A 23940-nucleotide genomic window follows, 5' to 3' on the forward strand; every position below is an offset into this window, starting at 1 on the left:
CGGTCAACCTCACCCCCACCATCAGGCACGCCAATCCCGTTCAGATTTCACGGAATTCGGAGCCCCCCACATGAAGCTCTCTGTTCCCGGACGTGCCGCGGCAGCCGCCGTCATAGCCGTCACCGGGCTACTCGCCACCACCGCCATATCCAACGCGGCCCCCTCCCCCACGGCGGCCGCGCCCGACATCTCCGTCGCCAACGTCCAGGGTCATCTCGCCCAGCTGCAGTCCATAGCGGAGGCCAACGGCGGCAACCGCGCCCATGGCAGCGCGGGCTACAAGGCCTCCATCGACTACCTGAAGGGCAAGCTGGACGAGGCCGGATTCAACACGACCGTCCAGGAGTTCACCTCCGGCGGCAAGACCGGCTACAACCTCATCGCCGACTGGCCGGGCGGCGACGCCGACCAGGTCGTCATGGCGGGCTCGCACCTCGACAGCGTCGGTTCGGGCCCCGGCATCAACGACAACGGCTCCGGTTCGGCGGCCGTCCTGGAGACCGCGCTGACCGTGGCCAAGGAGCAGTACAAGCCCGCCAAGCACCTGCGGTTCGCCTGGTGGGGAGCGGAGGAGCTGGGTCTGGTCGGCTCCTCGGACTACGTCGAGAAGCTGCCGGCGGACGAGCGGTCGAAGATCAAGGGCTATCTGAACTTCGACATGATCGGCTCGCCGAACCCGGGGTACTTCGTCTACGACGACGACCCCACCATCGAGAAGACCTTCAAGGACTTCTACGGCGGCCTGAACATCGCCACCGAGCCGGACGAGGAGGGCGACGGCCGCTCCGACCACGCCCCGTTCAAGGACGCGGGCATCCCGGTCGGCGGGCTGTTCAGCGGCGCCGACTACGAGAAGACGGCCGAGCAGGCGCAGAACTGGGGCGGGACGGCGGGCGAGCCGTTCGACAAGTGCTACCACTCGTCGTGCGACACGACGTCGAACATCGACGAAAAGGCCCTGGACCACAACAGTGACGCGGTGGCTCACGCGGTGTGGGGGCTGTCCGCCTAGGCGCCCTCAGGGCACTCTCCTGTAGACGCGATTACCTGCGCGTGCATATAGTGCATGCGCAGGTAATCGCTGTTCGCGCTGTTTCGGCGCGCCACCTCCAGGGGGATTCCCATGACCGACCGCAGCTTCCTCTTCGTACTCGGCAGTGCCCGGCCCGACGGCAACTCCGAGACCCTGGCCCGCAAGGCCGCCGAGCAGCTGCCGCCCGGCGTCGAGCAGCGCTGGCTGCACCTCGCCGACCATCCGCTGCCCGACTTCGAGGACCTGCGGCACGACGAGAGCCGCCCCCGCGCACGGCCGCGCCCCAGCGGCGACCACGAGGCGCTGCTCCTGGACGCGACGCTCGCCGCCACGGACATCGTCATCGTGTCGCCGCTGTACTGGTACTCCGTGTCGGCCACGACCAAGCGCTACCTCGACTACTGGGACGCGTGGCTGGAGGTCCCGGAGGTCAAGTTCAAGGAGAGCCTGGCGGGCCGCACCCTGTGGGGCGTGACGGCCCTCGCCCACCAGGAGGAGGAGGTGGCCGCCCCCCTGATCGGCACCCTGAGCAACACCGCAGCGTTCTTCCCGATGCACTTCGGCGGCGTCCTGCTGGGCAACGGCTCCCGCCCCGGCAACGTACTGGACGACACGGCGGCACTGGCCCGGGCGAAGAAGTTCTTCGACCAGGAGCCGGCGCTGGCGCGGTACTCGTATGAGGGCTGAGGGCTGAGGCCGGGCCTTCGCGGCGGGCCTGTGGTGCGCTGGGCCTTCGGCTGGGGTGCGCTGCTGATCGGCGTCTGGGCGGGACGGGCCTGCTGGGCGCAGGCGCCTGCCGACTTGCTGTGCGCCGGTGCCTGCCGCACGCATCCACTGAGCGGCTACCCGGCGGGCACCCGCGTTCAGCCCCGGCACCCCGGCACAGCACCCGCGCAGGGTCCGACAGATGCCCCGTACCCCCGCACCCTCAGGCAGTGATGTCCTTCCCCCCGAACCTCGCCCAAGCCGCCGAGCCGAACACCACCGCGTACAGGCCCTGCAGGCCCAGGTTCTTGGTCAGTTCGTCCCAGTAGATCGGCTCTCGCATCAGGTCCGCGAAGGACAGCCAGTAGTGCGAGAAGAAGTACGGCTGGATCGCGTGCAACTGGGGGATCTGGTCGAGGATCTGGACCGTGATCAGCAGCCCGACCGTCGTCGCCATCGCCGCGATCCCGCTGCTGGTCATGGTCGACACGAAGAGGCCCAGCGCCGCCACCCCGATCAGCGACGCCGCGACGACCAGCGCGATCAGCAGGGCCCGCAACAGGCCCTCGCCGAAGCCGATCCGAGTGCCGGAGATCGTCGTGACCTCGCCCACCGGGAACAGCAGCGCCCCGACAGCCAGCGCCGAGACCGCCACCACCAACGTCGCCACCAGGCAGAACGTCAGCGTCGTCGCGTACTTGGCCAGCAGCAGGCGGGTGCGTCCCGCCGGTGCCACCAGGAGATAGCGCAGCGTGCCCGCGCTGGACTCGCCCGCTATGGAGTCCCCCGCCACCACACCGATCGCCATCGGCAGGAAGAACGGCAGCGTCGCCGCCAGCGCCGTGAAGACCAGGAACAGCCCGTTGTTCGTGACCTGCGCGATGAACGCGGGGCCCCCGCCCTCGCCGCCCCCGCCGATCGTCGAGCCGTCACTCGTCTCGATCTTGACGGCGACACCCACCAGGATCGGCACCGCCGCCAGCACACCGAGCAGCGCGAGCGTCCGCCAGCGGCGGAACGTCACGGACAGTTCGCTGCGGAAGAGACCGAGGCTCCAGATCCGCCGGACCTCGCGCGGTTCGCCTGCCGTGGATACGTCCATGACCTCAGCCCGCGACATCGAAGCCCTCCCCCGTCAGCGCCACGAACGCGTCCTCCAGCGAGGCCCGTTCGACCCCGAAGCCCCTGACCCGCACGCCCGCCCCGACCAGCGCGGCGTTCAGCTCGGCGAGTTCCGTCCCCGGCGGTTCGCCCGTCACCCGGTCCTCCGTCACGACGAGATCGCCCACGCCCAGCTCCTTCAGGACACGCGCCGCGTCCCCCGTGTCCGGCGTCGTCACCACGAGCCGCCCCCGCGCACCGGCCGCGAGTTCGGCCACGGGCCCCTGCGTGATGAGCCGCCCCTGGGCCATCACCGCCGCATGCGTACAGACCTGCTCGATCTCGTCCAGGAGGTGTGAGGAGAGGAAGACCGTCGTACCCTCCGAGGCCAACTCCCGTACCAGCGTGCGGATTTCGCGCATGCCCTGCGGATCGAGACCGTTCGTCGGTTCGTCCAGGACGAGCAGCCTGCGCGGCTGGAGCAGGGCCGCCGCCAGGCCGAGGCGCTGCTTCATGCCCAGCGAGTACGCCTTCGCCTTCTTGCCGGCCGCGGCCGTCAGCCCCACCCGGTCCAGCGCCGCCTCGGCGCGGGCCCGGCGGGTGCGGGGGTCGGCGGTCGGGTCGGCGGAGTCATAACGAAGCAGGTTGTCGCGGCCGGAGAGGAAGCCGTACAGGGCCGGGCCCTCGATGAGGGCGCCCACGTGCGGCAGCACCTTGCGGGTCGCCTGGGGCATGGCGTGGCCCAGGACGCGCGCGTGGCCCGAAGTCGGCTCGATGAGGCCCATCAGCATGCGGATGGTGGTGGTCTTGCCGGAGCCGTTGGGCCCCAGGAACCCGAAGACGCTGCCGCTGGGGACGGTGAGGCTCAGCCTGTCCACGGCCAACTGCTTGCCGTATCGCTTCGTCAGCGCGGCAGTTTCGATCACGCCGGGCCCTGGGCTGCCGTTGCTGGGCGGCACCTTGTCCTCCCTCACCGTTGCGGCGGGCTCAGGGTTCGATCCCTGAGCCCGCCGCTTGTACGTCGTCTCCGAGTGCGTCGTGGCTTGTCGCGCAGCCCCCCGCAGGGTTTAGTCGGCCGCGTTCGCCGCCTTCACCAACGCGTCCTTCGTCACGGCCCCGGCGTAAACCTTCCCGTCGTCCGTGATCAACGCGTTGATCAGTCGCGTCTTGAACACCGTGCCCTCGCCGAACTCGCCCGTCACCTTGTCCCCGAGCGAGTCGAGGAGGCGCTGGGCGTCCTGCGGCATGTCCTCGGACCCGGACCCGGAGCCGCCCGTCGGGAGGCCCTGGCCGCCCGGCAGTTCCAGTTCGGCGATGGAGTTCCAGCCCTCGCCGATGACGTTCAGACCGTTCGGGCCCTCCTCGCCCTTGAAGTCCTCGAACTCCTTGCCGTCGCCCTTGAAGCCGTGCTTCTCGGCCTTGGCGTCGTCGGCCTCGGTGACCTTCGCGCCCTTGGGCGGCGTGAAGTCGAAGGTCGACGCCGCCGGCTTGGCGAAGTCCACCTTCGTGAAGCCCGCGTCGACGACCGCGCTGCCGCCGCCCGCCGGGGTGAGCGTGAACTTCAGCGGCGTACCGGTCTTGGCGTCCACGGCGACCGTGATCTGACCGACCGTCGAACCGGACTGCTTGGGCTTGATGACCAGGCGGTAGGCGTCCCGGCCCGCGACCTGCGCCGTGCCGTCGACCTTCACCGACGTCGTGTCGTCGACCGCCTTCAGGGCTTCGTCGGCCAGCTCCTTGGGCGTGGACGGGACGTCCTTGGGGAGGTCTCCGGCCTTGCCGTCGGATTCCTTGCCGTCGGATGCCTTGCCCGCCGACTTGGAGTGGTAGACCTCGTTCGACTTGCTGTCGTAGGCCCAGACGTCGTCGCCGTCGTGGATCAGGCTGTACTCGGCCGCGTCGTCCAGGACGGACAGCTTCTGCCTGTCGGGGCCGTCGGCCGCGACCCGCAGCGTGTGCGTGCCGGACGCCAGTTCCATGAGCTTCGACTGCGGGTCGGCGGCCGAGCCCTTGCCGTCCTCGCCCCCGCTCTCGCCCGAGCCGCCGCCCGGGGCGAAGCCTCCGGTCATGCCGCCGCCGAGGGACGGCAGGCCCAGGTCGGTGCTGATCTTCACGGTGCCGGAGAGCTGCTCGGTGTCCGACGCCGCGATCTTCTCGATGAGTTCCTGTGCGGTGATCTCGGGCAGCTTGGGGTCGCCCGACGTGGCGAGCGCCGGGACGAGCCCGATGGTCGCCGCCGCCACCCCCGCCACCGCGACCGGGACCGCGTAACGCGCCGCCTTGCGGCGGCCGACGCGCTGCTCCCCGGCCTCATTGGTGTTCTGCTCCGGTTCGTACGGTGCCATTGTGTGCCCTACCTCCGTGGTCGGCGGCGGCCTTCCCTGTACGTGCCTGCGTCCACCCCGCGCCGCCATTCTCACCCGAATAGGTCAGGAGTGGTTGTTCTTGCTCGACCTTGCTGGTCTCCATACGACCAAATCGGCCAGCCAGAAGCGTCAGACCCCGGGAGCAACTCCACGTACTGCTGTGGGATGACAACAGGATGCGGCGCCTCCCCCATCCCGTAGGGGAGACGCCGCTCGGACGGTTGAAGCAGGGCTCAGCGCTGGACGAACACGTAGTCCGCCTTGTACGGCACCTTCGCGATGGCCCCCGGCTCGCAGTCGCCGGCCGGCGCGACCCCGCCCACCGTGTTCAGCCGCAGGATCTCCACCGTCTCGGCGAGCAGCCCGCGCGGCTTGCCCGACTGGGTGGCGGCCAGGTCGAGTTCGGGGATGTTGGCGGTGCCGTTCGGCGTCCTGGAGATCAGCTTGCCGGTGACCGCGCTGCCGTCGGGGGCGATCCACTGCGGGGTGCCGGAGCCCGGCGCGGTGAAGCTGTGCGCGATGTTGCCGCCGAGCCGGGCACGTACGTCGCGCTGGGCGAAGGCGAACTTGCCGGAGCCGTCGTCGGCCTTCTTGCACTCGTAGATCTGCTCGCCCCGGATCACGGACGCCTGGAAGCCGTCCGCCGCGTCCCGGAAGTCGACGGGGGCGGTCACCTTGTGGAGCTGCCCGCGGACGGCGCCGCCCGGGAACTCGGCGGTGTGCAGGTTGGCGTAGAAGCTGTTGGGGTTGTTCTTCAACTGGTCGAGCAGCGCGGCGTCGTCGACCTTGACCGTGCCGCTGACTCGGTTGCCCTTGCCGCCGCCGTCGAGCAGCTTGGTGAAGTCGATCTTGATGCCGCCGTTGGTGCCGCGCTCGCCCTGGTGGATGTGGAGCGCGGTCGGCTTTCCGGTGCCCCGCCACTTGACGGTGACCGACACCTTGTCGCCCTTGACCCGGACGAACTCCAGCGCCTTGCCGTCCTTGTCGCCCACTGCGGGCCCGCCCTGCACCGGCACCTCGTTGGCGCCGTTCATGGCGGCCGCGAAGACGGTTCCGCCGGTGCCGCCCGAGGCGCCGCTCTGCACCTCCACGGACTGGCCGCCGTGCGCGGCGCCGTGCGCGGCACGCCCTGCGCCGCTGCTGCCGCTGCTGCTCGCCACCGCGGGAATGACCGCGACGGCCACGCCGGCCGCGGCGGCGACCGCGACCCCGGAGACGAGCAGGGTGCGGCGCCGCTTCTTCCCCGAGGCGTCGGCGACGGACGTATCAGAAGTGTCGAAGGTGCCCATGACTGGAAATCTCCCCGTACCTGAGCCAACGCCCCCTGCGTCAGCTTCTGGGCGTAGGTACGGAGCGGATCTCAGCCTGGACTCAATCCAATCTAGGCCAGTTCATGTGACCTGTGTCACATGCGCATGTGGGGCCTCAGCCCGCCCGGTGCACCACCAGATCGCAGAGCTCGACCAGCCCGACCTTCGCGTCGCAGTCCCGCAGCGGGGCCAGCGTGGCCCGCGCCTCCTCCGCGTACCGCACGGTGTCCTTGCGCGCCTGCTCCAGGGCCGGGTGGACCCGCAGCCGGGCCAGCGCCTCCGCGTGCCGTGCGTCGTCCGTCAGGTCCGAGTCCAGCAGCTCGCACAGGGCGATGTCCTCGGGCAGCCCGAGCTTCGCCACCCGCTCGCGCAGCCGGAGCACCGGAAGCGTGGGGATGCCTTCCCGCAGGTCCGTGCCCGGCGTCTTGCCGGACTCGTGCGAGTCGGAGGCGATGTCCAGTACGTCGTCGGCGAGCTGGAAGGCGACTCCGAGCCGCTCGCCGTACTGGGTCAGGACGTCCACGACGGTCTCGTCGGCGCCCGACATCATGGCGCCGAAACGACACGCCACGGCGACCAGCGAGCCGGTCTTGCCGCCGAGCACGTCCAGGTAGTGGTCGACCGGGTCGCGGCCCTCGGTCGGCCCAGCCGTCTCCAGGATCTGGCCGGTGACCAGGCGTTCGAAGGCCTCGGCCTGGATGCGGACGGCGTCCGGGCCGAGGTCGGCCAGGATGTACGAGGCGCGGGCGAAGAGGAAGTCGCCGGTCAGGACGGCCACCGAGTTGCCCCAGCGCTGGTTGGCGCTCTCGACGCCGCGGCGCACGTCCGCCTCGTCCATCACGTCGTCGTGGTAGAGCGTCGCGAGGTGCGTCAGCTCCACGACCACGGCGGAGGGCACCACGCCCGGCGCGTACGGATCGCCGAACTGCGCGGCGAGCATCACGAGCAGCGGCCTGAACCGCTTGCCGCCCGCGCGCACCAGATGCTGTGCCGCCTCCGTGATGAAGGGGACCCCGCTTTTGGTGGCGTCGAGCAGACCTTCCTCGACGGCCGCCAATCCGGCCTGGACATCGGCTTCGAGAGCCTGGTCCCGCACGCTGAGGCCGAAGGGCCCGACGACGGTCACGAGGGGTTCTCCTGTCTGCTGACGATCACAAGTCGGTACTCGGTCGATCATCACTCTGTCGATCACTGTGTGATGGCCGGATCCATGACACGGTGGTTCGCCGGGTCGATGACACGGTGGTTTGCCGGGTCGATGACGCGGTTTGTCGATGTGTCGCTGCCATCACTCAAGTCAGCGTATCCGGTCGCCTTTCGATCACAGTGGGCACCCGCCTGTGCAATGCCGCCCAGGCGGCACGCGATCACCACCGGTATGTTCTTGATCAGCTCATACGCCCGAGAAGACCGTATCGTCCCAGAACTGTCCGTCCACGACCCGATCATCCCCGACCCGACGGAACTACCGGGAGCAGCTCCTTGTCCCGTACCGAGTCCGAAGCCGAACCGCCCCCGGATCCCGCCACGGAGCCGCCGCCGGGCGACGACCACGCCTTCTTCGGGCAGCCGCGCGGTCTGCTCACCCTCTCGGGCCTCGAGGTCTGGGAACGCTTCTCGTTCCTCGGCATGCAGGCCATCCTCGTCCTCTACTTCGCCGACTCGGTCGCCGACGACGGCATGGGGATGGACGCCGGAACCGCCGCTTCCGTGTCGGCGGCGTACGGAACGCTGGTCTATCTGGTGTCCGTGGCGGGCGGCTGGCTCGCCGACCGCATCCTCGGCTCGTACCGCGCGGTCCTGTGGGGCGGCATCCTCATCGCCTGCGGGCACTACTCGATGGCCGTACCGACCGCGACGATGACCTGGGTCGGGCTCGGCCTGATCAGCGCGGGCACCGGGCTGCTCAAACCGAACGTCGCCTCGATGGTCGGCAAGCTCTACCGCACCGACGACGACCGGCGTGACGCGGGCTTCGCGCTCTACTACATGGCGATCAACGTGGGCGCCTTCGCCGGACCGCTGATCACCGGCTGGCTCGGCGACCACCGGGGCTGGCACTGGGGCTTCTCGGCGGCCGCGATCGGCATGACGTTCGGCCTCATCCAGTACGTGTGGGGGCGGCGGCACCTCGCCGGGCGCAAGGCGGCCGCCGAGTTCGCGCTGCCCAAGGACGCGATGCGGCGGGCGGTGCTGCTCATCGTCGTGGGCATCGTGGTCGTGGCGGCGATCGGCGGGATCCTGGCCGGCGTCGGCTGGCTGACGATGGACCGTTTCGTGGACCTGCTCACCCTGATCTCGGTGATCGCGCCGGCCGTCTACTTCGCCGTCATGTTCCGCAGCCCGCGCGTGACGGCGGAGGAACGCGGCCGGCTGAAGCCCTACATCGTGCTCTTCCTCGCCTCGGTCGTCTTCAACTTCATCCTGTTCCAGGCCTACTCGACGATGATCCTGCTGGCCTCGACGAACGCCGAGACGTCGATCCTCGGCTTCACCTTCCCCGCCAGCTGGTACGCCTCCGCGCTCGGCGCCTTCGAGGTCGGGCTCGCCCCGATCGTCGCCACCGTCTGGGCGAAGATGGGCCACGGCCAGCCGCACGCCTCCAACAAGATCGCGTTCGGTGTGATCCTGGGCGGCCTCTCGTTCCTCCTGATGGTCCTGCCGGCCTCGGGGCACGGCGACGACACGTACAAGATGGCGGTCTGGTGGATCGTCGGCTCGTATCTGCTGCTCGGGCTCGGCGACATCCTGGTGGAGACGTCGGGCATGTCGGCGACGACGAAGCTCGCCCCGAAGGCCTTCGCCAGCCAGACGATGTCCCTCTGGTTCCTCTCGCTGGCCCTCGCCAACGGCATCCAGGCGCAGACCGTGAAGCTCTACGGAGAGGTCTCCAACCCGGCGTACTTCGGCGTGAACGGCGCGATCGCGGTGGCCGCGGGTGTCGCCGTCATCGCGCTCGCCCCGTGGCTCCGCCGCACCATGCATCCCGTCCACTGAGGTTCCCGGCACCCCGTCCACTGAGGTTCCCGCCATGCAGATCCGCTCCTCCTTCCCGTACGAGACGACCCGCGAGGACGTCCGGGTACCCCTCCCGGACGGGACCAAGCTGTACGCGCGCGTCTGGCGCCCGGTGACGGACGAACCCGTCCCCGCGCTCCTCGAGTACCTCCCCTACCGGCTCAGCGACTGGACGGCGCCCCGCGACTGGCAGCGCCACCCCTGGTACGCGGGCCACGGCTATGCCTCCGTACGCGTGGACGTGCGGGGACACGGCAACGCGGAGGGCATGCCGGGCGACGAGTACTCGGCGGTCGAGCTGGCCGACGGGGTCGCGGTCGTCAACTGGCTCGCCGCACAGCCCTGGTGCTCGGGCAAGGTCGGCATGTTCGGCATCTCCTGGGGCGGCTTCAACTCCCTCCAGATCGCGGCCCTCGCGCCCGAGCCGCTCAAGGCGGTCGTCACGGTCTGCTCGACGGACGACCGCTATGACAACGACGTGCACTACATGGGTGGTTCCGTCCTCGCGGTGGACATGCACGCATGGGCGGCGACGATGCTGGCGTTCGTGTCCCGCCCGCCGGACCCGCTGTTCGTCGGCACCGCCTGGCGCGAGATGTGGCTGGCCCGCCTCGAAGCGGTGGAGCCCTTCATCCACACCTGGCTCGACCACCAGACCCGGGACGACTACTGGCGGCACGGCAGCGTCTGCGAGGACTACTCCGCGATCGGCGCGGCGGTGCTCGCGGTGGGCGGCTTCCACGACCCCTACCGGGACACGGTCCTGCGCCTGGTGGAGCATCTGCCCGACGACCGGGTACGGGGACTGATCGGACCCTGGTCGCACCAGTACCCGGACCGGGGCCTTCCGCCGGGCCCCGCGATCGGTTTCCTCCAGGAGACCCTGCGCTGGTGGGACCACCATTTGAAGGACGTCGACACGGGAGTGATGTCCGAGCCGAGACTCCGCTCCTGGATCAGCGATTCACACCGCCCGGCGACGGTGTACGAGGAGCTGCCGGGCGGCTGGGTGGGCGACCCGTCCTGGCCGTCCCCGCACGTCACGCCGACGGTGTACGCCCTCCAGGGCGCCCCGCTGATCGTGAACTCCCCCCAGCACACGGGCCTGGACGCCGGCCGCTTCTTCCCCTTCGGCAACGACGCGGACCTGCCGCCGGACCAGCGGGACGAGGACGCGAAGTCGGCGTGCTTCGAGTTCGAGGTGCCGTCCGCGGTACGCATCCTGGGCCGCCCCAAGGTGAATCTCCGTCTCCGCATGGACGTACCGAAGGGCCAGGCGGTCGCCCGGCTCTGCGACGTGGCCCCGGACGGCTCATCAACCCTGGTCACACGGGGCGTGCTGAACCTCTCCGCCCGCCACGGGAGGGACCGCGACGACGCCTGGCCGGTGGGCGACACGGAGGACGTGACCTTCGAGCTGAACGCCATCGGCCACACGTTCCCGCCCGGCCACCGCATCCGCCTCGCGGTGTCGTCGGCGTACTGGCCGTGGATCTGGCCGCAGCCGGGCTCGGCGGGCTTCGTCCTGGACCCGGCGGGCAGCTCCCTGGAACTGCCCGTACGGGAAGGAGAATTGGACCCGTCGATCACCTTCGAACCGCCCGAGCAGTCGGAGCCGCTGGAGGTGGTGTACCCGGCGACGCTGGACGAGGAGCGTCCCGAGCGCCTGGTCGTACGCGATGTGGCGAAGGGCGAATGGCGCCTGGAGGTGGACCCGCGCTACGGCGGCACGCGGGTCTACCCGGACGGCCTGGAGTTCACGGAGGACGCGCTGGAGACGTACACGATCAACGAGTCCGACCCGCTGTCGGCCCGCACCCGCTCCGACTGGTCGATCCGCCTGCACCGGCCCGAACTGGCGTGGGACGTAAGGGTGGAGACGCGCTCCGAGATCACGTGCGACGCGAAGGACTTCATCACGTCGAACGAGGTGGTGTGCAAGGACGGGGAGGAGGTGGTCTTCCACCGCACGTGGGAAAGGCGAATCCCCCGAACAACAGGCTGAACGCCTTCCCTCTATCCCTCTCCCTGCCCCTCCATCCCTCTCCCTCTCCCTGTCCCCCTATCCCTCTGCCAGCAACCGCTCAAGCACCAGGGCAACCCCGTCGTCCTCATGGGACGCGGTGACCTCGTCGGCGGCCGCCTTGAGGTCGGGATGGGCGTTGGCCATGGCAACACCACGGGCGGCCCACACGAACATCGGTACGTCATTGGGCATGTCGCCGAAGGCGATGGTGTCCTCGGCGCTCAGCCCGAGCCGCTCGGCGGCCAGCGCGAGCCCGGTCGCCTTGGTCACCCCGCGCGGCTGGAGCTCGACGGTGCCGGGCCCGGACATCGTGACGGTGGCGAGGGACCCGACGGCATCGCGGGCCAGGGCGGCCAACTCGTCGTCGGTCAGCTCTGGATGGCGCAGGAGCACCTTGCTGATGGGCTCGCTCCACAGGTCGTCACGCCCCGGCACGCGCACGGCAGGCAGCGTGGGGTGCGGCATCAGATACCCGGGCTCGATGAGAGTGAGCCCGTCAACCCCATCCTGGTCGACGGCGGCGAAGACCTGCCCCGCCTCCGCCTCGATCTTCCCGAGCGCGGCTTCGGCCAGCTCCCGGTCGAGCGTGACCGACCAGACCATGCGATCGCTCTCGGCGTCGTACAGCTGCGCCCCCTGCCCGCAGACGGCGAGCCCCCCGCCCCCCAGATCGTCGAGCAACGGCTTCACCCGCGGCGCGGGCCGCCCGGTCACCACCAGATGCCGCGCTCCCGCGGCGGCCGTCGCGGCCAACGCGTCCCGCGACCGGTCGGAGACGGTGTCGTCGCCGCGGAGCAGCGTTCCGTCCAGGTCAGTGGCAATGAGTGAATATGCGATCGGAGCGGCCATGATCGAGAGAATACGGACCCACGGCGATGCCGTAACCGCAATGACAGGCCGCACGGGTTCACGCGACGGGTTCACCTGGGTTCAGGGGGACGGGAGAGCGCTCGAATCGGTGAGGGGCCGTGCGGCGGGACCGGCCGGAACACCGCCATACCCGGCCCGTGACGGAGGAGTTCGTGATGCGCCTGGACGGCCCGCACAGGCACAACGTACGCATCCGGTAACCAAATGCCCTCGGCTCTCCTCTTCATCTGCCGACCCAGTAAATTTGCATCCCGCACGAGATCGTTGGCAGCAAAGTCGCGGCGGGGGTTACGGGGATGGCGGGGAATCGACCGGCGGATTGGCATGTCCTGGACCTGGACAAGGACCCGACTCCGGGCGATCCGGACCGGGTCCGCAGCCTCGCCAAGAACCTGCACGACTTCGCCGACGACGTGTCGAAGGTCCTCCGGGACATCAAGGGGATGGCGGGCGAGGACGCCATCCTGACCTGGGCGGGCAAGACGGCGGAGTCCTTCACCGCCGAGTTCGAGGACGCCCCCGGCAAGCTGAAGAAGCTCAAGAAGAGCTACGACATGGCCGGCGACGCGATGGCGGCCTACTGGCCCGAGCTGGAGCGCGCCCAGGCGCTGGCCGACAAGGCGCTGGCCAAGGGCCGTGAAGCGCAAGGGGACTTGTCCTCCGCGCAGACCCGTCTCACCTCCGCCGACTCCTGGGTGGACCGGGCGGGCAAGGAAGCCGACAAGTACAAGGACGACGACGACGGCGGCGGTTCGAAGGCGGGCAAGGACGTGCCCAAGCCCGACCCCGACAAGGTCAAGGCCGCCACCCGCAACGCGACCGCCGCCGAAAAGGCCCAGTCCGACGCCAAGTCGGACGTCTCCAACGCCCAGGGCAATCTCGACGCGGCGAAGAAGATGGCCGAGGACGCCCGCAAGATGCGGGAGAACGCCGCGGGCACGGCGAAGAAGAAGCTCGAAGAGGCCTCCGACGCCGGTATCCAGAACCGCAAATGGTGGGAAGAGGTCGGCGACTGGGTCTCCGACAACTGGGACACCATCGTCGCCGTCTGCAAAGTCGTCGTCGCCGTACTCGGCGTCATCGCCATGATCGTCGGCGGACCCATCCTCGGCGCCATCGTCCTCGTCGCCGCCCTCGTCGTCCTCGCCGACACCCTCCATAAATACGCCAACGGAGAAGCAGGACTCCTCGACGTCGCCTTCGCCGCCCTCGACTGCATCCCCGGCATGAAAGGCCTCACCTCCCTCCGCGGACTCGCCAAGGGAATGATGGGCCTCAAGGCCGGGATGAAGGGCCTGTCCCTCGGCGTCAAGGGGCTCGGCAAGGGCGTCCGTGCGCTCGGCCGTCCGATGAAGAAGCTCTTCACCTGCGGCGACCCCATCGACATGGCCACCGGCAACATGGTCATGTCCGAGACCGACGTGGACCTGCCGGGCGTCCTCCCGTTGGAACTCGAGCGGCATCACCGCACCGGACTGCGGTCCGGCCGCTGGTTCGGGCCCAGTTGGGCGTCCACCCTCGACCAACGCCTGATCCTCGACCAAGGCGGGGCCCGGTTCACCTCGGCCGACGGAATGGTCCTCTACTACCCCATACCGGACCCCGATGCCCCCGTCGATCCCGTCGAAGGCCCGCGGTGGCCTCTGGAATGGGACGGCGAGCTGGGCGGTGCCATGCGCGTACGCCAGCCCGAGTCCGGTCTCGTCCTCCAGTTCCGGCCGCTCCCCGGCCGCCCCCCGGCCGAGCTCCCCCTAGAAGCCGTCATCGACCGCAACGGCAACGAAATACGCCTGGCGTACGGCGCGGACGGAGTGCCGCGCGAAGTGAACCACTCCGGCGGATATCGCATCGGGCTCACCACGGACCAGGGCCGGATCACGGCCCTGACGCTGCTCAATGACCCGGACCGGCCCGTGCTCCTGCGGTACGGCTACGACGCCCTCGGCAACCTGACCGAGATCTACAACTCCTCCGGCCTGCCGCTGCGGCTCAGCTACGACGACAAGCGCCGGATCACCGGCTGGGAGGACCGCAACGGCACCTGGTACCGCTACGTGTACGACGGTGACGACCGCTGCGTCCAGACCAACGGGACCGACGGCATCCTCGACTACTCCTACACGTACGACGCCGAAGAGCACCGCTCCCTGGCGACCAACTCCCTCGGCCACACGACGACTTACCAGTTCAACGACGCCTTCCAGCTGATCGCAGAGACCGACCCCCTGGGACACACCACCGCCCGCACCTGGGATCGCTACGACCATCTCGAATCCCTCACGGATCCCCTCGGTCGCGTCACCTCGTACACGTACGACGAGAGCGGCAACACCACGAGCGTCGTTCACGCGGACGGCAGCAGTTCCTCGTACGCATACGACGGTGCGGGGTCACTGATCTCGGCCACCGAACAAGACGGCGCACATTGGCGGTACGAGCACGACGCCCGCGGGAACATCGTCGCGGCCACCGACCCCGCGGGGGCCGTCACCAGATACACGTACGACGCACACGGCGCCGTGGCGACGGTCACCGACCCGCTCGGCCATGAAAGCCGCGTCGAGAGCTGCCCGGCAGGACTCGCGACGACCGTCACGACGTCCCTCGGCGCGGTCACCCGCTTCGAGCACGACGCCTTCGGACGCGTCAGCGGGGTCCACGAGCCGGACGCGACGACCACGAAGGTCCAGTGGACCGTCGAAGGGCTCCCGGCCCGGCGCGAGTACCCCGACGGCACCACCGAAAGCTGGGTGTACGACGCGGAGGGCAACACCCTGGCGCACACCGACGCGAAGGGCGCCGTCACCCGCTTCGACATGGCTCCCTTCGACCGGAGCGCCGCTCAGATCGCGCCCGACGGCACCCGGATCGAGTTCACCTACGACACCGAACTCCGGCCGCTCGTCGTGACGAACGCCCAAGGACAGACCTGGTCCTACGAGTACGACGCCCAGGGCAACGTCGCTCGGGAGACCGACTTCAACGGTCGCACCGTGACGTACCGGCACGACGCCGTCGGCCACATCACGGAGCGCGTCAACGGTGCCGGCCAGACCGTCCGCTACGTACGCGACCTCCTCGACCGGGTCATCGAGCAGTGCGACTCGGAGGACAACGTCACCCGCTTCGAGTACGACCGGGGCGGAGCCATCGTCGGGGCGGCCAACCGGGACGCCGAGCTCACGTTCACCTATGACGTCCACGGCCGCGTGCTGTCCGAGAACTGCAACGGCCGAATCCTGACCAGCACGTACGACAACGCGGGACGCCGCCTGCGGCGGCGCACCCCCCGAGGTGTCCTCAGCGAATGGACGTACGACGCCGAGCACCAGCCGGTCGAGCTGCGGGGCTCGGGCCGCACGGTCCGCTTCGGCTACGACCCCGCGGGCAACGAGACCAGCCGCGAACTCCCCGCCGGCACCTCACTCGTCCATGAGTGGAGCGCCGGGCACCGCCTGACGTCCCAGGCGGTTCGCGGCAACGGGGAGCGGGAGCCCGGTGTCGACCGGCGCTACGCATACCGTGCGGACGGGCTCATCCGGTCCATCACCGACGCCGCGGCGGGCACCTCGGCCTATGAGCTCGACGTGAACGGAAGGGTCACGGCCGTGGCCGCGCCGGGCGGAAGCGAGAGCTACGCCTACGACAGCCTGGGAAATCTGGTCCGCTCGGAGTCGACGGGCAGCCACGAGGCCGGCGTCCAAGGACCCCTCACGTACACCGGCACCCTCGTTCGAACGGCCGGCAGGTCCCGGTACGAGCACGACGGACAGGGCCGCGTCGTCCGCCACACCCGTGCCCTCCTTTCCGGTGGGTCCCGCACCTGGCTCTTCGACTGGGACGCGGAGGACCGGCTGCGCGAGGTCACCACCCCGGACGGGCGGCGTTGGCGGTACCGCTACGACCCGCTCGGCAGGCGCATCGCGAAGGAGCTGCTCTCCGCGGACGGCGCATCGGTGATCGACCGCACCGACTTCGTCTGGGACGGCACGCGTCTGGCCGAGGAGACACGCACGACGCACGGCCAGGGGGACGGGGGCCAGGGCGGTCAGGGCGGTCAGGGCGGTCAGGTCACCACCTGGGACTGGGAGCCGGGCGGCGATCGCCCGATCGCCCAGCGCACCCGGGACGAGGTGGACGAGCAGTTCTACTCCATCGTCACGGACATCGTCGGGACCCCCACCGAACTCGTCGACGAGTCGGGGCGGACGGCCTGGCGGTCCCGGACATCTCTATGGGGCCTGCCTCTCCAGGACACCGCCGAGGCGGTCGACTGCCCGCTGCGATTCCCCGGCCAGTATTACGATGCCGAGACCGGGCTCCACTACAACCATTACCGCTATTACGACCCCAGCACCGCCCGCTATCACAGCCCTGACCCGCTCGGCCTCGATCCGGCGCCGCACCACCACAACTACGTCGTCAACCCGCTGACTTGGATCGACCCGCTCGGTCTCGCGCCTTCTTGCAAGGCCGTCATCCGGCATTACACGGACAAGAACGGCTACCAGAAGATCATGAGTGGCGGCAGCAAGGACGCGATCACCCTCAAGGTCCCGAAGAGTTCCAAGGGAAAGAACGCGTCCGCGGTCTATGTGTCGCCCATGAGCCCTGCCGATGTCGCCAAGAAGCCCGGTGGTTTCAAGTCGTACCTCGGCCTCACCAGGGAGAAGAGCGAGTACATGATCGAGTTCGAGGTCGAGAAGAAGCTGTTCTCCGGCCGCCTCCCGGGCAGCAGGAGCCACGTCTGGTTCTCGAACAGCGATGTCAGCATCCCCAAGGACGCGATCAGGTACCACGGCCCCACGTCAGGGTGGAAGGCCTGACCCGGATCGCCGGCAGCACTAGGCGCACAAGCGAGGAATCATGGAAATCACCGGGCATTCGAGCGACTTCATCGTGGACACGACGTTCCCCTCGATGGTGAAACAGTTCGCCATTCGCCAGCACAACCGGTGGCCCGGACTTTTCCTTTTCGGGGAGCCGGTCGGCGCTGAATCCCTGGCGGGCTGGAAACTCCCGGAAGTCGCCGACGAAGATGACGAGAACGAGGACGAGGACTATTCGGGAATCGTCACCTTCTCGTCGGGTCAGGAGATGGAAGAGTTCTGGGAGGAGAACGGCTACGCCCTCGACGGCATGGGGGAAGGCCCCTTCTCGGTCTTCTACCGGCGCCATGCGCGTCCGCTGCACGCCGGCCGGGTGACCGGCGTGCGGTGCGCGGACCCCGAGGCCGCGACGGCCATGGAGGGCACGGGACTTCTCCTCGCCGGGTGGTACGCCGTCAGTCTCGTCACACCGGACGACCCGGCTACCGACCCGTTCTCGGCGCGTGTCCTCGCGGACTTCGTGGAGTCAATCGGCCACCCCTCCCCGTGACCGCCCTCGCGCCGTCTCGGGCCTACGACACGTCAGCCGTGCACCCACACATCAGCCGTGCACCCGAGCCAAATGCCCCGCCAGCCGCGGCGAGGCGAACTCCGTGCCGCAGACGAAGCGCATGATCGGGCCGAACGACGAGCCGCCCAGCATGCCCGTGAAATAGAGGCCGGGGACCGATGAGACGTAGCCCGCGCCCAGTTTGGGGGTGCCGCGGCTGAGGGCCAGGCGGGCGCGGAGTCCGTGGCCCAGGAAGTCCATCGCGGCCACGTCCACGCGGTAGCCCGTCGCCGAGATCACATGGTCGGCGGAGAGTTCCTCGATGCGGCCGCCGGGGGTCTCGACGCGCAGGACCGGGCGGTCGTCCCGCGCCTCCGCCCTGATGATCCGCCGCACCTCGCGCGTGCCCACCTTGCCCTCGAAGCGGTCCCGCAGCCACCAGGCGCCGAGCGGGCCCAGTATGCGGCGGACCAGGAAGTGGCGGGCCTGCGGCGGGAGATAGCGGTACGGATCCGCGTGGTAGCTGATCGCGTACAGCGACCAGGCGCGGCCGAACGGCGACTCCGGGCGCAGCTTCGGCTGGTCCCACGGCGGGTCACCGAACGCCACCGCGCCCCTGCCGCGCGCCACCACGCGTACGTGCGCCCCCGCCTCCGCCGCCAACGCCGCCGTCTCCAGGGCGGATTGACCGGCGCCCACGACGATCAGCTCGCGGCCCGAGAAGCGCGAGAGGTCGTGGTGCTGGGCGCTGTGCGAGACGGGCCCTGTGGGGGTGGGTCCGTCCGGAGCGGCCGCGGCGAGTTCGCGCGGCACATGGGCGAGACCGGACAGGCCCGTGGCCACGACGACCGCGCGGGCCGTGAACTGCTCCCCGGAGTCCAGCTTCAGGTCGAAGCCCCCCGTCCCCCTGCGGTCGACCGACACCACCCGCACCCGCTCCAGTTCGGGCACGAGCTTCTGCTGGAACCACTCCCCGTACGCCACGAACGTATCGACCGGAACGATGTCCTCGTCCGTGACGAGGCGCGGAATGCCGGCCGCGTCGCAGTAGTCGACCAGACGGTGGCCGCGCTGCGGCGCGTCGATGTTCGAGGCGACCGGCGTCGACTTCAGGAGCATCCCCGCCGGCATGTGCGAACGCCAACTCACCATCGGGTCACCGAAGATGCGTACGGGAATGCCACGGGCCCGCAGATGGGCCGCCGTGGAGAGGCCGTAGGGCCCCGCCCCGATGACTGCTACTGGCTGAATCACGAAGTCCCTCCCCAGGACGTCACGAAGCGCTTGTGCCTGCTTCGTGGGCTTGCCTATCTCTTCGTGCTTCCGCGGCGGTTCGTCCGCCACAGCTGGTACAGATGCTTCGCCCCCGGTCTGACGAATCTCGCGAGCATCGTGAAGAACGGCTTCATGTCGTCCGCCGCCAGCCACGCCAGCTCCGTGCCGCTCGCGCGCACCGGCGCGTGCGGCGTGGTGTATCCGCTGCGGCGGTAGGCGAGGAAGGCGGGCAGGTCGATGTTCTCCACGACGTACCGCTGACCGGCGCGCTGCTCCCCCTCCGGGACGGCGCGGCCCGTCAGATGCAGATGCATCGCACGGACGACGTCGATTCCGCTCTCGCTCTCGAAGAGCCGGAACTGCGCGCCCATGCGCGGGTTGAAGTCGAGCAGCTTGTACTGGCCGTCGCGCCGGTCGAAGCGCAGGTCCAGGTCGATGATGCCGGTGAAGCCGACCTGCTTGATGAAACGCGCGGCGAGGTCCGCCAGTTCCGGATTGTCGACGACGTACGCATTTGCCGTCATCCCCGCGTGCGGCGGCCAGGACCGCACCTTGACGCCCGTGAACATCGCGAGCGGCGTCGAGTCCGCGTCGAAGTAGGCGTGCACGATCCAGTCCTCGGCCTGCTCGCGCGGCAGATACTCCTGGAGGATCACACCGGGCCGCCCGCCCCAGTCACGGGCCAGGGCGAGCAGGCCCTCGGGGGTCTCGATACGCGTCGTGCCGTTCACCGCCGGTCTGCTGCGGCGGGTGAACGCCTCGCGGTTCTTGGCGACCACGGGAAAGACCGCCGCCGCGGCGAACTCCTCTATGTCTCCATACGTCTCGGGAAACGACGCCGCCGGTGAGGCGATGCCGTGCTCCACGCACAGCTCGTGCAGTCCCTGCTTGCTGGCCAGGCGGCGCGGCAACTCCGGTTCCACGCGCGGGAAGAGGAAGCCCGCGGCGCCGAGCGGATCCTGATGTTCCGCGATGAGGACGGCCGCTTCCTCGTCGGTCGGGATCAGGACCGTCGGTCTGCCGATCCTGCGGGCGACGCGCAGCAGCCCGTCGACCAGGTGCGCCGGCTCCTCCGCCCCGGTGGTCGGCCAGGGAAACGCTCCGGTGAGGTGCCGCGAGAGCGCGGCGGGCGTGAAACGGTCCTCGGTGATCGCATACATGGGTACGCCCAGCCTGCCCAGGCTGCGGATCGCGCCCACTCCTCCGTGGTGCAGCGGATAGTCCCCGAACTTCACGATCAGGCCGGGAACTTCCCGGTCCGCCGCGACACAGTCGTTCGTCCTGGCCACGGGTCCCCCCACGTGTCCCCTCCGTCTGACCCGGACCCACCCCGTCCGCGTCCCCCAAAGGACGCTAAGCCGGAATTGACCACTCCAGCAAGGCTTATTCGGACATTGCGAACTCTTTAGGCACTGCCGCAACGGGGGACTTCCCACGTAACGTGTGGCACACCCAATGGAAAGCGAGGCAGGTACGCATGTCCGAGCAGACCCCGCTCGAGCCGGCCGGGAGCGACCCTTCCGGGAGCGCCCCTTCCGTGCGCTCCGAAGGCGGCGACCCCTTCGCCCTCTCGGAGAGCGACCCCTTCGGGCCGCACAACCTCCCGTACGGCGTGTTCTCTCCGGCCGCCGACGCCGAGCGCAGGGTCGGCGTACGACTCGGCGATCACGTCCTCGACGTGGGCGCCGCCGCCGCCGCCGCGCTCGGCTCGCCCTATGTCTCGCTGCTCGCCAGGCCCACGCTGAACCCGCTGCTCGCCGCGGGCCGCACGGCCTGGTCCGACGTGCGGCGCGCGATCACGGCGTGGGTGACGGTCCCGGCCCACCGCGATGTCGTACGCCCGCTGCTGCACCCGCTGTCCGACGTAACGCTGCACCTCCCCTTCGAGGTCGCCGACTATGTGGACTTCTACGCCTCGGAGCACCACGCGACACACCTGGGGCAGATCTTCCGCCCCGACTCGCCGACTCCGCTGACCCCCAACTGGAAGCATCTGCCGATCGGTTACCACGGCCGCTCCGGCACGGTCGTGGTCTCCGGCACGGACGTGGTCCGCCCGACGGGTCAGCGCAAGACGCCCGCCGACACCGCGCCCGTCTTCGGCCCCTCCGTCCGGCTCGACATCGAGGCCGAGGTCGGCTTCGTCGTCGGTACGCCGTCCGCGCTGGGCACGGCCGTGCCGCTCGCCGACTTCCGCGAGCACGTCTTCGGCCTGACGCTGCTCAACGACTGGTCGGCGCGGGACATCCAGGCCTGGGAGTACGTCCCGCTCGGGCCGTTCCTCGGCAAGTCCTTCTGCACCTCCGTCTCGGCGTGGATCACGCCCCTGGAGGCGCTTGACGCGGCGCGCGTCACGCCGCCGGCGCGGACGCACGAGCTGCTGCCCTATCTGGACGACTCGGCCGAGTCCGTCGCTGACGAGCCGGGCGGCTACGACCTGCGCATCACCGTGACCCTGAACGGCCACGTCATCTCCGAGCCCCCCTTCTCCTCCGTCTACTGGACCGCCGCCCAGCAGCTGGCCCATATGACGGTGAACGGCGCCTCGCTCCGCACCGGTGACCTGTACGGCTCCGGCACGGTGAGCGGCCCCGAGGAAGGGCAGTACGGGTCTCTGATCGAGATCACCTGGAACGGGCGTGATCCGCTTGTCCTTCCGGACGGGAAGCGGACGTTCCTGGAGGACGGGGACGAGGTGACGCTCTCGGCGTGGGCGCCGGGTCCGGACGGGACGCGGGTCGGCCTCGGGGAGGTCACGGGAAGGATCGCTGCGGCGCGCTGAGGCGCGCCCGGCAGGGGCGCGGGGAACTGCGCGACCAGCCAAGACGCACCCGCAGTCGGCGTTCAGGGGTCGGGGGTGAATTCACCCCCGGCTCCTTCGCCCGCCGCTCAGAAGTCCTCCGGCGGCTCCGGCCACTCCTCCTCCGGCGGCTGCGGGGCCTCTGGAGGAGCGGCAGCACCCTCCAGGCCCGCGAGGACCTCCAGCACACCCTCACCGTACGTGGCCAGCTTCTTCTCGCCGAGCCCGCTCACACCCCCCAGCTCCGCGAGCGACGACGGCCGCAGGGACGCGATCTCCCGCAGCGTCGCGTCATGGAAGATCACATACGCCGGGAGGCCCAGCTCCTTGGCCTGCGCCCCGCGCCACGCCCGCAGCGCCTCGAACACCGGCACCGCCTCCGCGGGCAGCTCGGCCACGGCAGCCGCCGCCTTCGCCTTGCGCTCACCCTTGCCGGCACGGGCCGCCGCCGCCGCCCGCTTGGGCTCCTTGCGCAACCGCACCTCCCGCTGCCGGCCGAGGACGGAACCGCTCTCCTCGGTCAGCACCAGCGTGCCGTACTCCCCCTCTACCGCGATCAGCCCCTGTGCGAGCAACTGCCGGACCACGCCCCGCCATTCGGCCTCCGCCAGCTCCTCGCCGATGCCGAAGACCGAGAGCTGGTCGTGGTCGAACTGGATGACCTTGGCGGTCTTCCTGCCGAGCAGGATGTCGATGATCTGGCCCGTGCCGAACTTCTGGCCGCGCTCGCGCTGGAGCCGGACGACCGTGGACAGGACCTTCTGCGCGGCCACCGTGCCGTCCCAGGTCTCCGGAGGCGTCAGGCATGTGTCGCAGTTGCCGCAGGACTGGCCCTCCGCCTCCTGGCCGAAGTACGTCAGGAGCTGGGCCCTGCGGCACTGCGCGGTCTCGCACAGCGCCAGCATCGAGTCCAGGTGCGAGGCGGCCCGGCGGCGGAACGCCTCGTCGCCCTCGCCGCCCTGGATGAGCTTGCGCTGCTGGACGACGTCCTGGAGGCCGTACGCCATCCAGGCCGTGGACGGCAGGCCGTCACGGCCCGCGCGGCCCGTCTCCTGGTAGTACCCCTCGACCGACTTCGGCAGGTCGAGGTGGGCGACGAAGCGCACGTCCGGCTTGTCGATGCCCATGCCGAAGGCGATCGTCGCGCAGACGACCAGGCCCTCCTCACGGAGGAAGCGTGACTGGTGGGCGGCGCGCGTCCCGCCGTCCAGGCCCGCGTGGTACGGCACGGCCTCGATGCCGTTCTTACAGAGGAACTCGGCGGTCTTCTCCACCGAGTTGCGCGACAGGCAGTACACGATGCCCGCGTCGCCCGCATGCTCCTCCTTCAGGAAGGACAGGAGCTGCTTCTTCGGCTCGGCCTTGGGCACGATGCGGTACTGGATGTTGGGCCGGTCGAAGCTCGCCACGAAGTGCTTCGCGTCCGGCATGCCGAGCCGCTCGGTGATCTCCCGGTGCGTGGCGTGCGTCGCCGTCGCCGTCAGGGCGATGCGCGGCACGTCCGGCCAGCGCTCGCCGAGGAGGGAGAGCGCCAGATAGTCCGGGCGGAAGTCGTGGCCCCACTGCGCCACGCAGTGCGCCTCGTCGATCGCGAAGACGGAGATCTTGGCGCGGGAGAGCAGGTCCAGCGTGGCGTCCAGGCGCAGCCGCTCCGGCGCCAGATAGAGCACGTCGAGCTCGCCCGCGAGGAACTCGGCCTCCATCACGCGCCGCTCGTCGAAGTCCTGCGTGGAGTTGATGAAGCCGGCCCGCACGCCGAGCGCCCGCAGGGCGTCCACCTGGTCCTGCATAAGCGCGATGAGGGGCGAGATCACCACGCCCGTGCCGGATCTGACCAGCGCCGGGATCTGATAGCAGAGCGACTTGCCGCCGCCGGTGGGCATCAGGACGACCGAGTCACCGCCCGCGATCACATGCTCGATGATCGCTTCCTGCTCGCCGCGGAAGGCGTCGTACCCGAACACCCGGTGCAGCGTGCGCAGCGCGTCACTCTCCGCCACCGCGCTCGGTGCGGTCACCTCGCTCATGCCACTGATCCCATCCATCGCCCTGCCCCC

Annotated in this window: 16 protein-coding genes; 7 read left to right on the forward strand and 9 right to left on the reverse strand. The window is 69.8% G+C overall.

Going from position 1 to position 23940, the window contains the following annotated elements; all coding sequences use genetic code 11:
• Window positions 1–70 precede the first annotated feature (70 nt).
• Together ACIBKX_RS13185 and ACIBKX_RS13190 are read left to right on the forward strand one after the other, a co-directional pair.
• Window positions 71–1012 carry a M28 family metallopeptidase gene (locus tag ACIBKX_RS13185; protein ID WP_363272860.1) on the forward strand — a complete coding sequence of 314 codons (942 nt, stop codon included), beginning with the start codon at window positions 71–73 and terminating at the stop codon, window positions 1010–1012.
• Window positions 1013–1123: 111 nt separating this feature from the next.
• The gene (locus ACIBKX_RS13190; RefSeq protein WP_363272859.1) at window positions 1124–1720 is read left to right on the forward strand and encodes an NAD(P)H-dependent oxidoreductase; all 597 of its coding nucleotides are present in this window, start codon (window positions 1124–1126) and stop codon (window positions 1718–1720) included.
• Between the two features lie 241 nt (window positions 1721–1961).
• Here the strand turns inward: ACIBKX_RS13190 and ACIBKX_RS13195 are convergent, their stop codons facing one another.
• From ACIBKX_RS13195 to ACIBKX_RS13215, 5 genes are all read right to left on the reverse strand, one after another.
• Complete coding sequence (locus ACIBKX_RS13195; RefSeq protein WP_363272858.1) at window positions 1962–2858, reverse strand: ABC transporter permease; 897 nt, start codon at window positions 2856–2858, stop codon at window positions 1962–1964.
• Complete coding sequence (locus tag ACIBKX_RS13200) at window positions 2845–3798, reverse strand: ABC transporter ATP-binding protein (protein ID WP_363272857.1); 954 nt, start codon at window positions 3796–3798, stop codon at window positions 2845–2847. The genes ACIBKX_RS13195 and ACIBKX_RS13200 overlap by 14 nt, the downstream gene beginning before the upstream one ends.
• 108 nt (window positions 3799–3906) lie before the next feature.
• Entirely contained in the window at window positions 3907–5184 is a 1278-nt protein-coding gene (locus ACIBKX_RS13205) for a DUF2092 domain-containing protein (protein WP_363272856.1), read from the reverse strand.
• 254 nt (window positions 5185–5438) lie between these two features.
• On the reverse strand, window positions 5439–6494 hold the full coding sequence (locus ACIBKX_RS13210; RefSeq protein ID WP_363272855.1) for a CHRD domain-containing protein: 1056 nt from the start codon (window positions 6492–6494) through the stop codon (window positions 5439–5441).
• 136 nt (window positions 6495–6630) lie between these two features.
• The gene (locus tag ACIBKX_RS13215) at window positions 6631–7641 is read right to left on the reverse strand and encodes a polyprenyl synthetase family protein (protein WP_363272854.1); all 1011 of its coding nucleotides are present in this window, start codon (window positions 7639–7641) and stop codon (window positions 6631–6633) included.
• Between the two features lie 356 nt (window positions 7642–7997).
• On the opposite strand from ACIBKX_RS13215, the gene ACIBKX_RS13220 reads away from it, so the two are divergent.
• A complete protein-coding gene (locus ACIBKX_RS13220; protein ID WP_363272852.1) occupies window positions 7998–9512 on the forward strand; it encodes a peptide MFS transporter in 1515 nt (504 codons plus the stop codon).
• A gap of 34 nt (window positions 9513–9546) precedes the next feature.
• Window positions 9547–11538, forward strand: coding sequence for a CocE/NonD family hydrolase (locus ACIBKX_RS13225; protein ID WP_363272851.1), 1992 nt, complete (start codon window positions 9547–9549; stop codon window positions 11536–11538).
• A gap of 57 nt (window positions 11539–11595) precedes the next feature.
• On the opposite strand, the gene ACIBKX_RS13230 is transcribed toward ACIBKX_RS13225, so the two are convergent.
• On the reverse strand, window positions 11596–12408 hold the full coding sequence (locus ACIBKX_RS13230) for an HAD family hydrolase (RefSeq protein WP_363272850.1): 813 nt from the start codon (window positions 12406–12408) through the stop codon (window positions 11596–11598).
• 317 nt (window positions 12409–12725) lie between these two features.
• Between ACIBKX_RS13230 and ACIBKX_RS13235 the strand changes: the two genes are divergently transcribed.
• Together ACIBKX_RS13235 and ACIBKX_RS13240 are read left to right on the forward strand one after the other, a co-directional pair.
• Entirely contained in the window at window positions 12726–17255 is a 4530-nt protein-coding gene (locus ACIBKX_RS13235; protein WP_399375746.1) for a DUF6531 domain-containing protein, read from the forward strand.
• A gap of 40 nt (window positions 17256–17295) precedes the next feature.
• Window positions 17296–17808 carry a hypothetical protein gene (locus tag ACIBKX_RS13240; protein WP_363277443.1) on the forward strand — a complete coding sequence of 171 codons (513 nt, stop codon included), beginning with the start codon at window positions 17296–17298 and terminating at the stop codon, window positions 17806–17808.
• 51 nt (window positions 17809–17859) lie between these two features.
• Here ACIBKX_RS13240 and ACIBKX_RS13245 read toward each other — a convergent pair whose 3' ends face one another.
• Both ACIBKX_RS13245 and ACIBKX_RS13250 read right to left on the reverse strand, forming a co-directional pair.
• Entirely contained in the window at window positions 17860–19062 is a 1203-nt protein-coding gene (locus tag ACIBKX_RS13245) for an FAD-dependent oxidoreductase (protein ID WP_363277442.1), read from the reverse strand.
• A 53-nt stretch (window positions 19063–19115) separates the two neighbouring features.
• Window positions 19116–20372, reverse strand: coding sequence for an ATP-grasp domain-containing protein (locus tag ACIBKX_RS13250; protein ID WP_363277441.1), 1257 nt, complete (start codon window positions 20370–20372; stop codon window positions 19116–19118).
• A 188-nt stretch (window positions 20373–20560) separates the two neighbouring features.
• On the opposite strand from ACIBKX_RS13250, the gene fahA reads away from it, so the two are divergent.
• A complete protein-coding gene (fahA, locus tag ACIBKX_RS13255) occupies window positions 20561–21865 on the forward strand; it encodes a fumarylacetoacetase (RefSeq protein ID WP_363277440.1) in 1305 nt (434 codons plus the stop codon).
• A 107-nt stretch (window positions 21866–21972) separates the two neighbouring features.
• On the opposite strand, the gene recQ is transcribed toward fahA, so the two are convergent.
• The gene (gene recQ, locus ACIBKX_RS13260; protein ID WP_363277439.1) at window positions 21973–23910 is read right to left on the reverse strand and encodes a DNA helicase RecQ; all 1938 of its coding nucleotides are present in this window, start codon (window positions 23908–23910) and stop codon (window positions 21973–21975) included.
• Between the last annotated feature and the right edge of the window lie 30 nt (window positions 23911–23940).

It is taken from the genome of Streptomyces sp. NPDC050658 (assembly GCF_044457025.1).
GTDB lineage: Bacteria > Actinomycetota > Actinomycetes > Streptomycetales > Streptomycetaceae > Streptomyces.

Excerpts from the sequence above, each read along its gene's own strand:
- ACIBKX_RS13225 (WP_363272851.1), top strand. The coding sequence starts at position 9,547 with ATGCAGATCCGCTCCTCCTTCCCGTACGAGACGACCCGCGAGGACGTC.
- recQ (WP_363277439.1), bottom strand. The coding sequence starts at position 23,910 with ATGAGCGAGGTGACCGCACCGAGCGCGGTGGCGGAGAGTGACGCGCTG.
- ACIBKX_RS13230 (WP_363272850.1), bottom strand. The coding sequence starts at position 12,408 with ATGGCCGCTCCGATCGCATATTCACTCATTGCCACTGACCTGGACGGA.
- fahA (WP_363277440.1), top strand. The coding sequence starts at position 20,561 with ATGTCCGAGCAGACCCCGCTCGAGCCGGCCGGGAGCGACCCTTCCGGG.
- ACIBKX_RS13185 (WP_363272860.1), top strand. The coding sequence starts at position 71 with ATGAAGCTCTCTGTTCCCGGACGTGCCGCGGCAGCCGCCGTCATAGCC.
- ACIBKX_RS13235 (WP_399375746.1), top strand. The coding sequence starts at position 12,726 with ATGGCGGGGAATCGACCGGCGGATTGGCATGTCCTGGACCTGGACAAG.
- ACIBKX_RS13205 (WP_363272856.1), bottom strand. The coding sequence starts at position 5,184 with ATGGCACCGTACGAACCGGAGCAGAACACCAATGAGGCCGGGGAGCAG.
- ACIBKX_RS13240 (WP_363277443.1), top strand. The coding sequence starts at position 17,296 with ATGGAAATCACCGGGCATTCGAGCGACTTCATCGTGGACACGACGTTC.
- ACIBKX_RS13210 (WP_363272855.1), bottom strand. The coding sequence starts at position 6,494 with ATGGGCACCTTCGACACTTCTGATACGTCCGTCGCCGACGCCTCGGGG.
- ACIBKX_RS13195 (WP_363272858.1), bottom strand. The coding sequence starts at position 2,858 with ATGTCGCGGGCTGAGGTCATGGACGTATCCACGGCAGGCGAACCGCGC.
- ACIBKX_RS13190 (WP_363272859.1), top strand. The coding sequence starts at position 1,124 with ATGACCGACCGCAGCTTCCTCTTCGTACTCGGCAGTGCCCGGCCCGAC.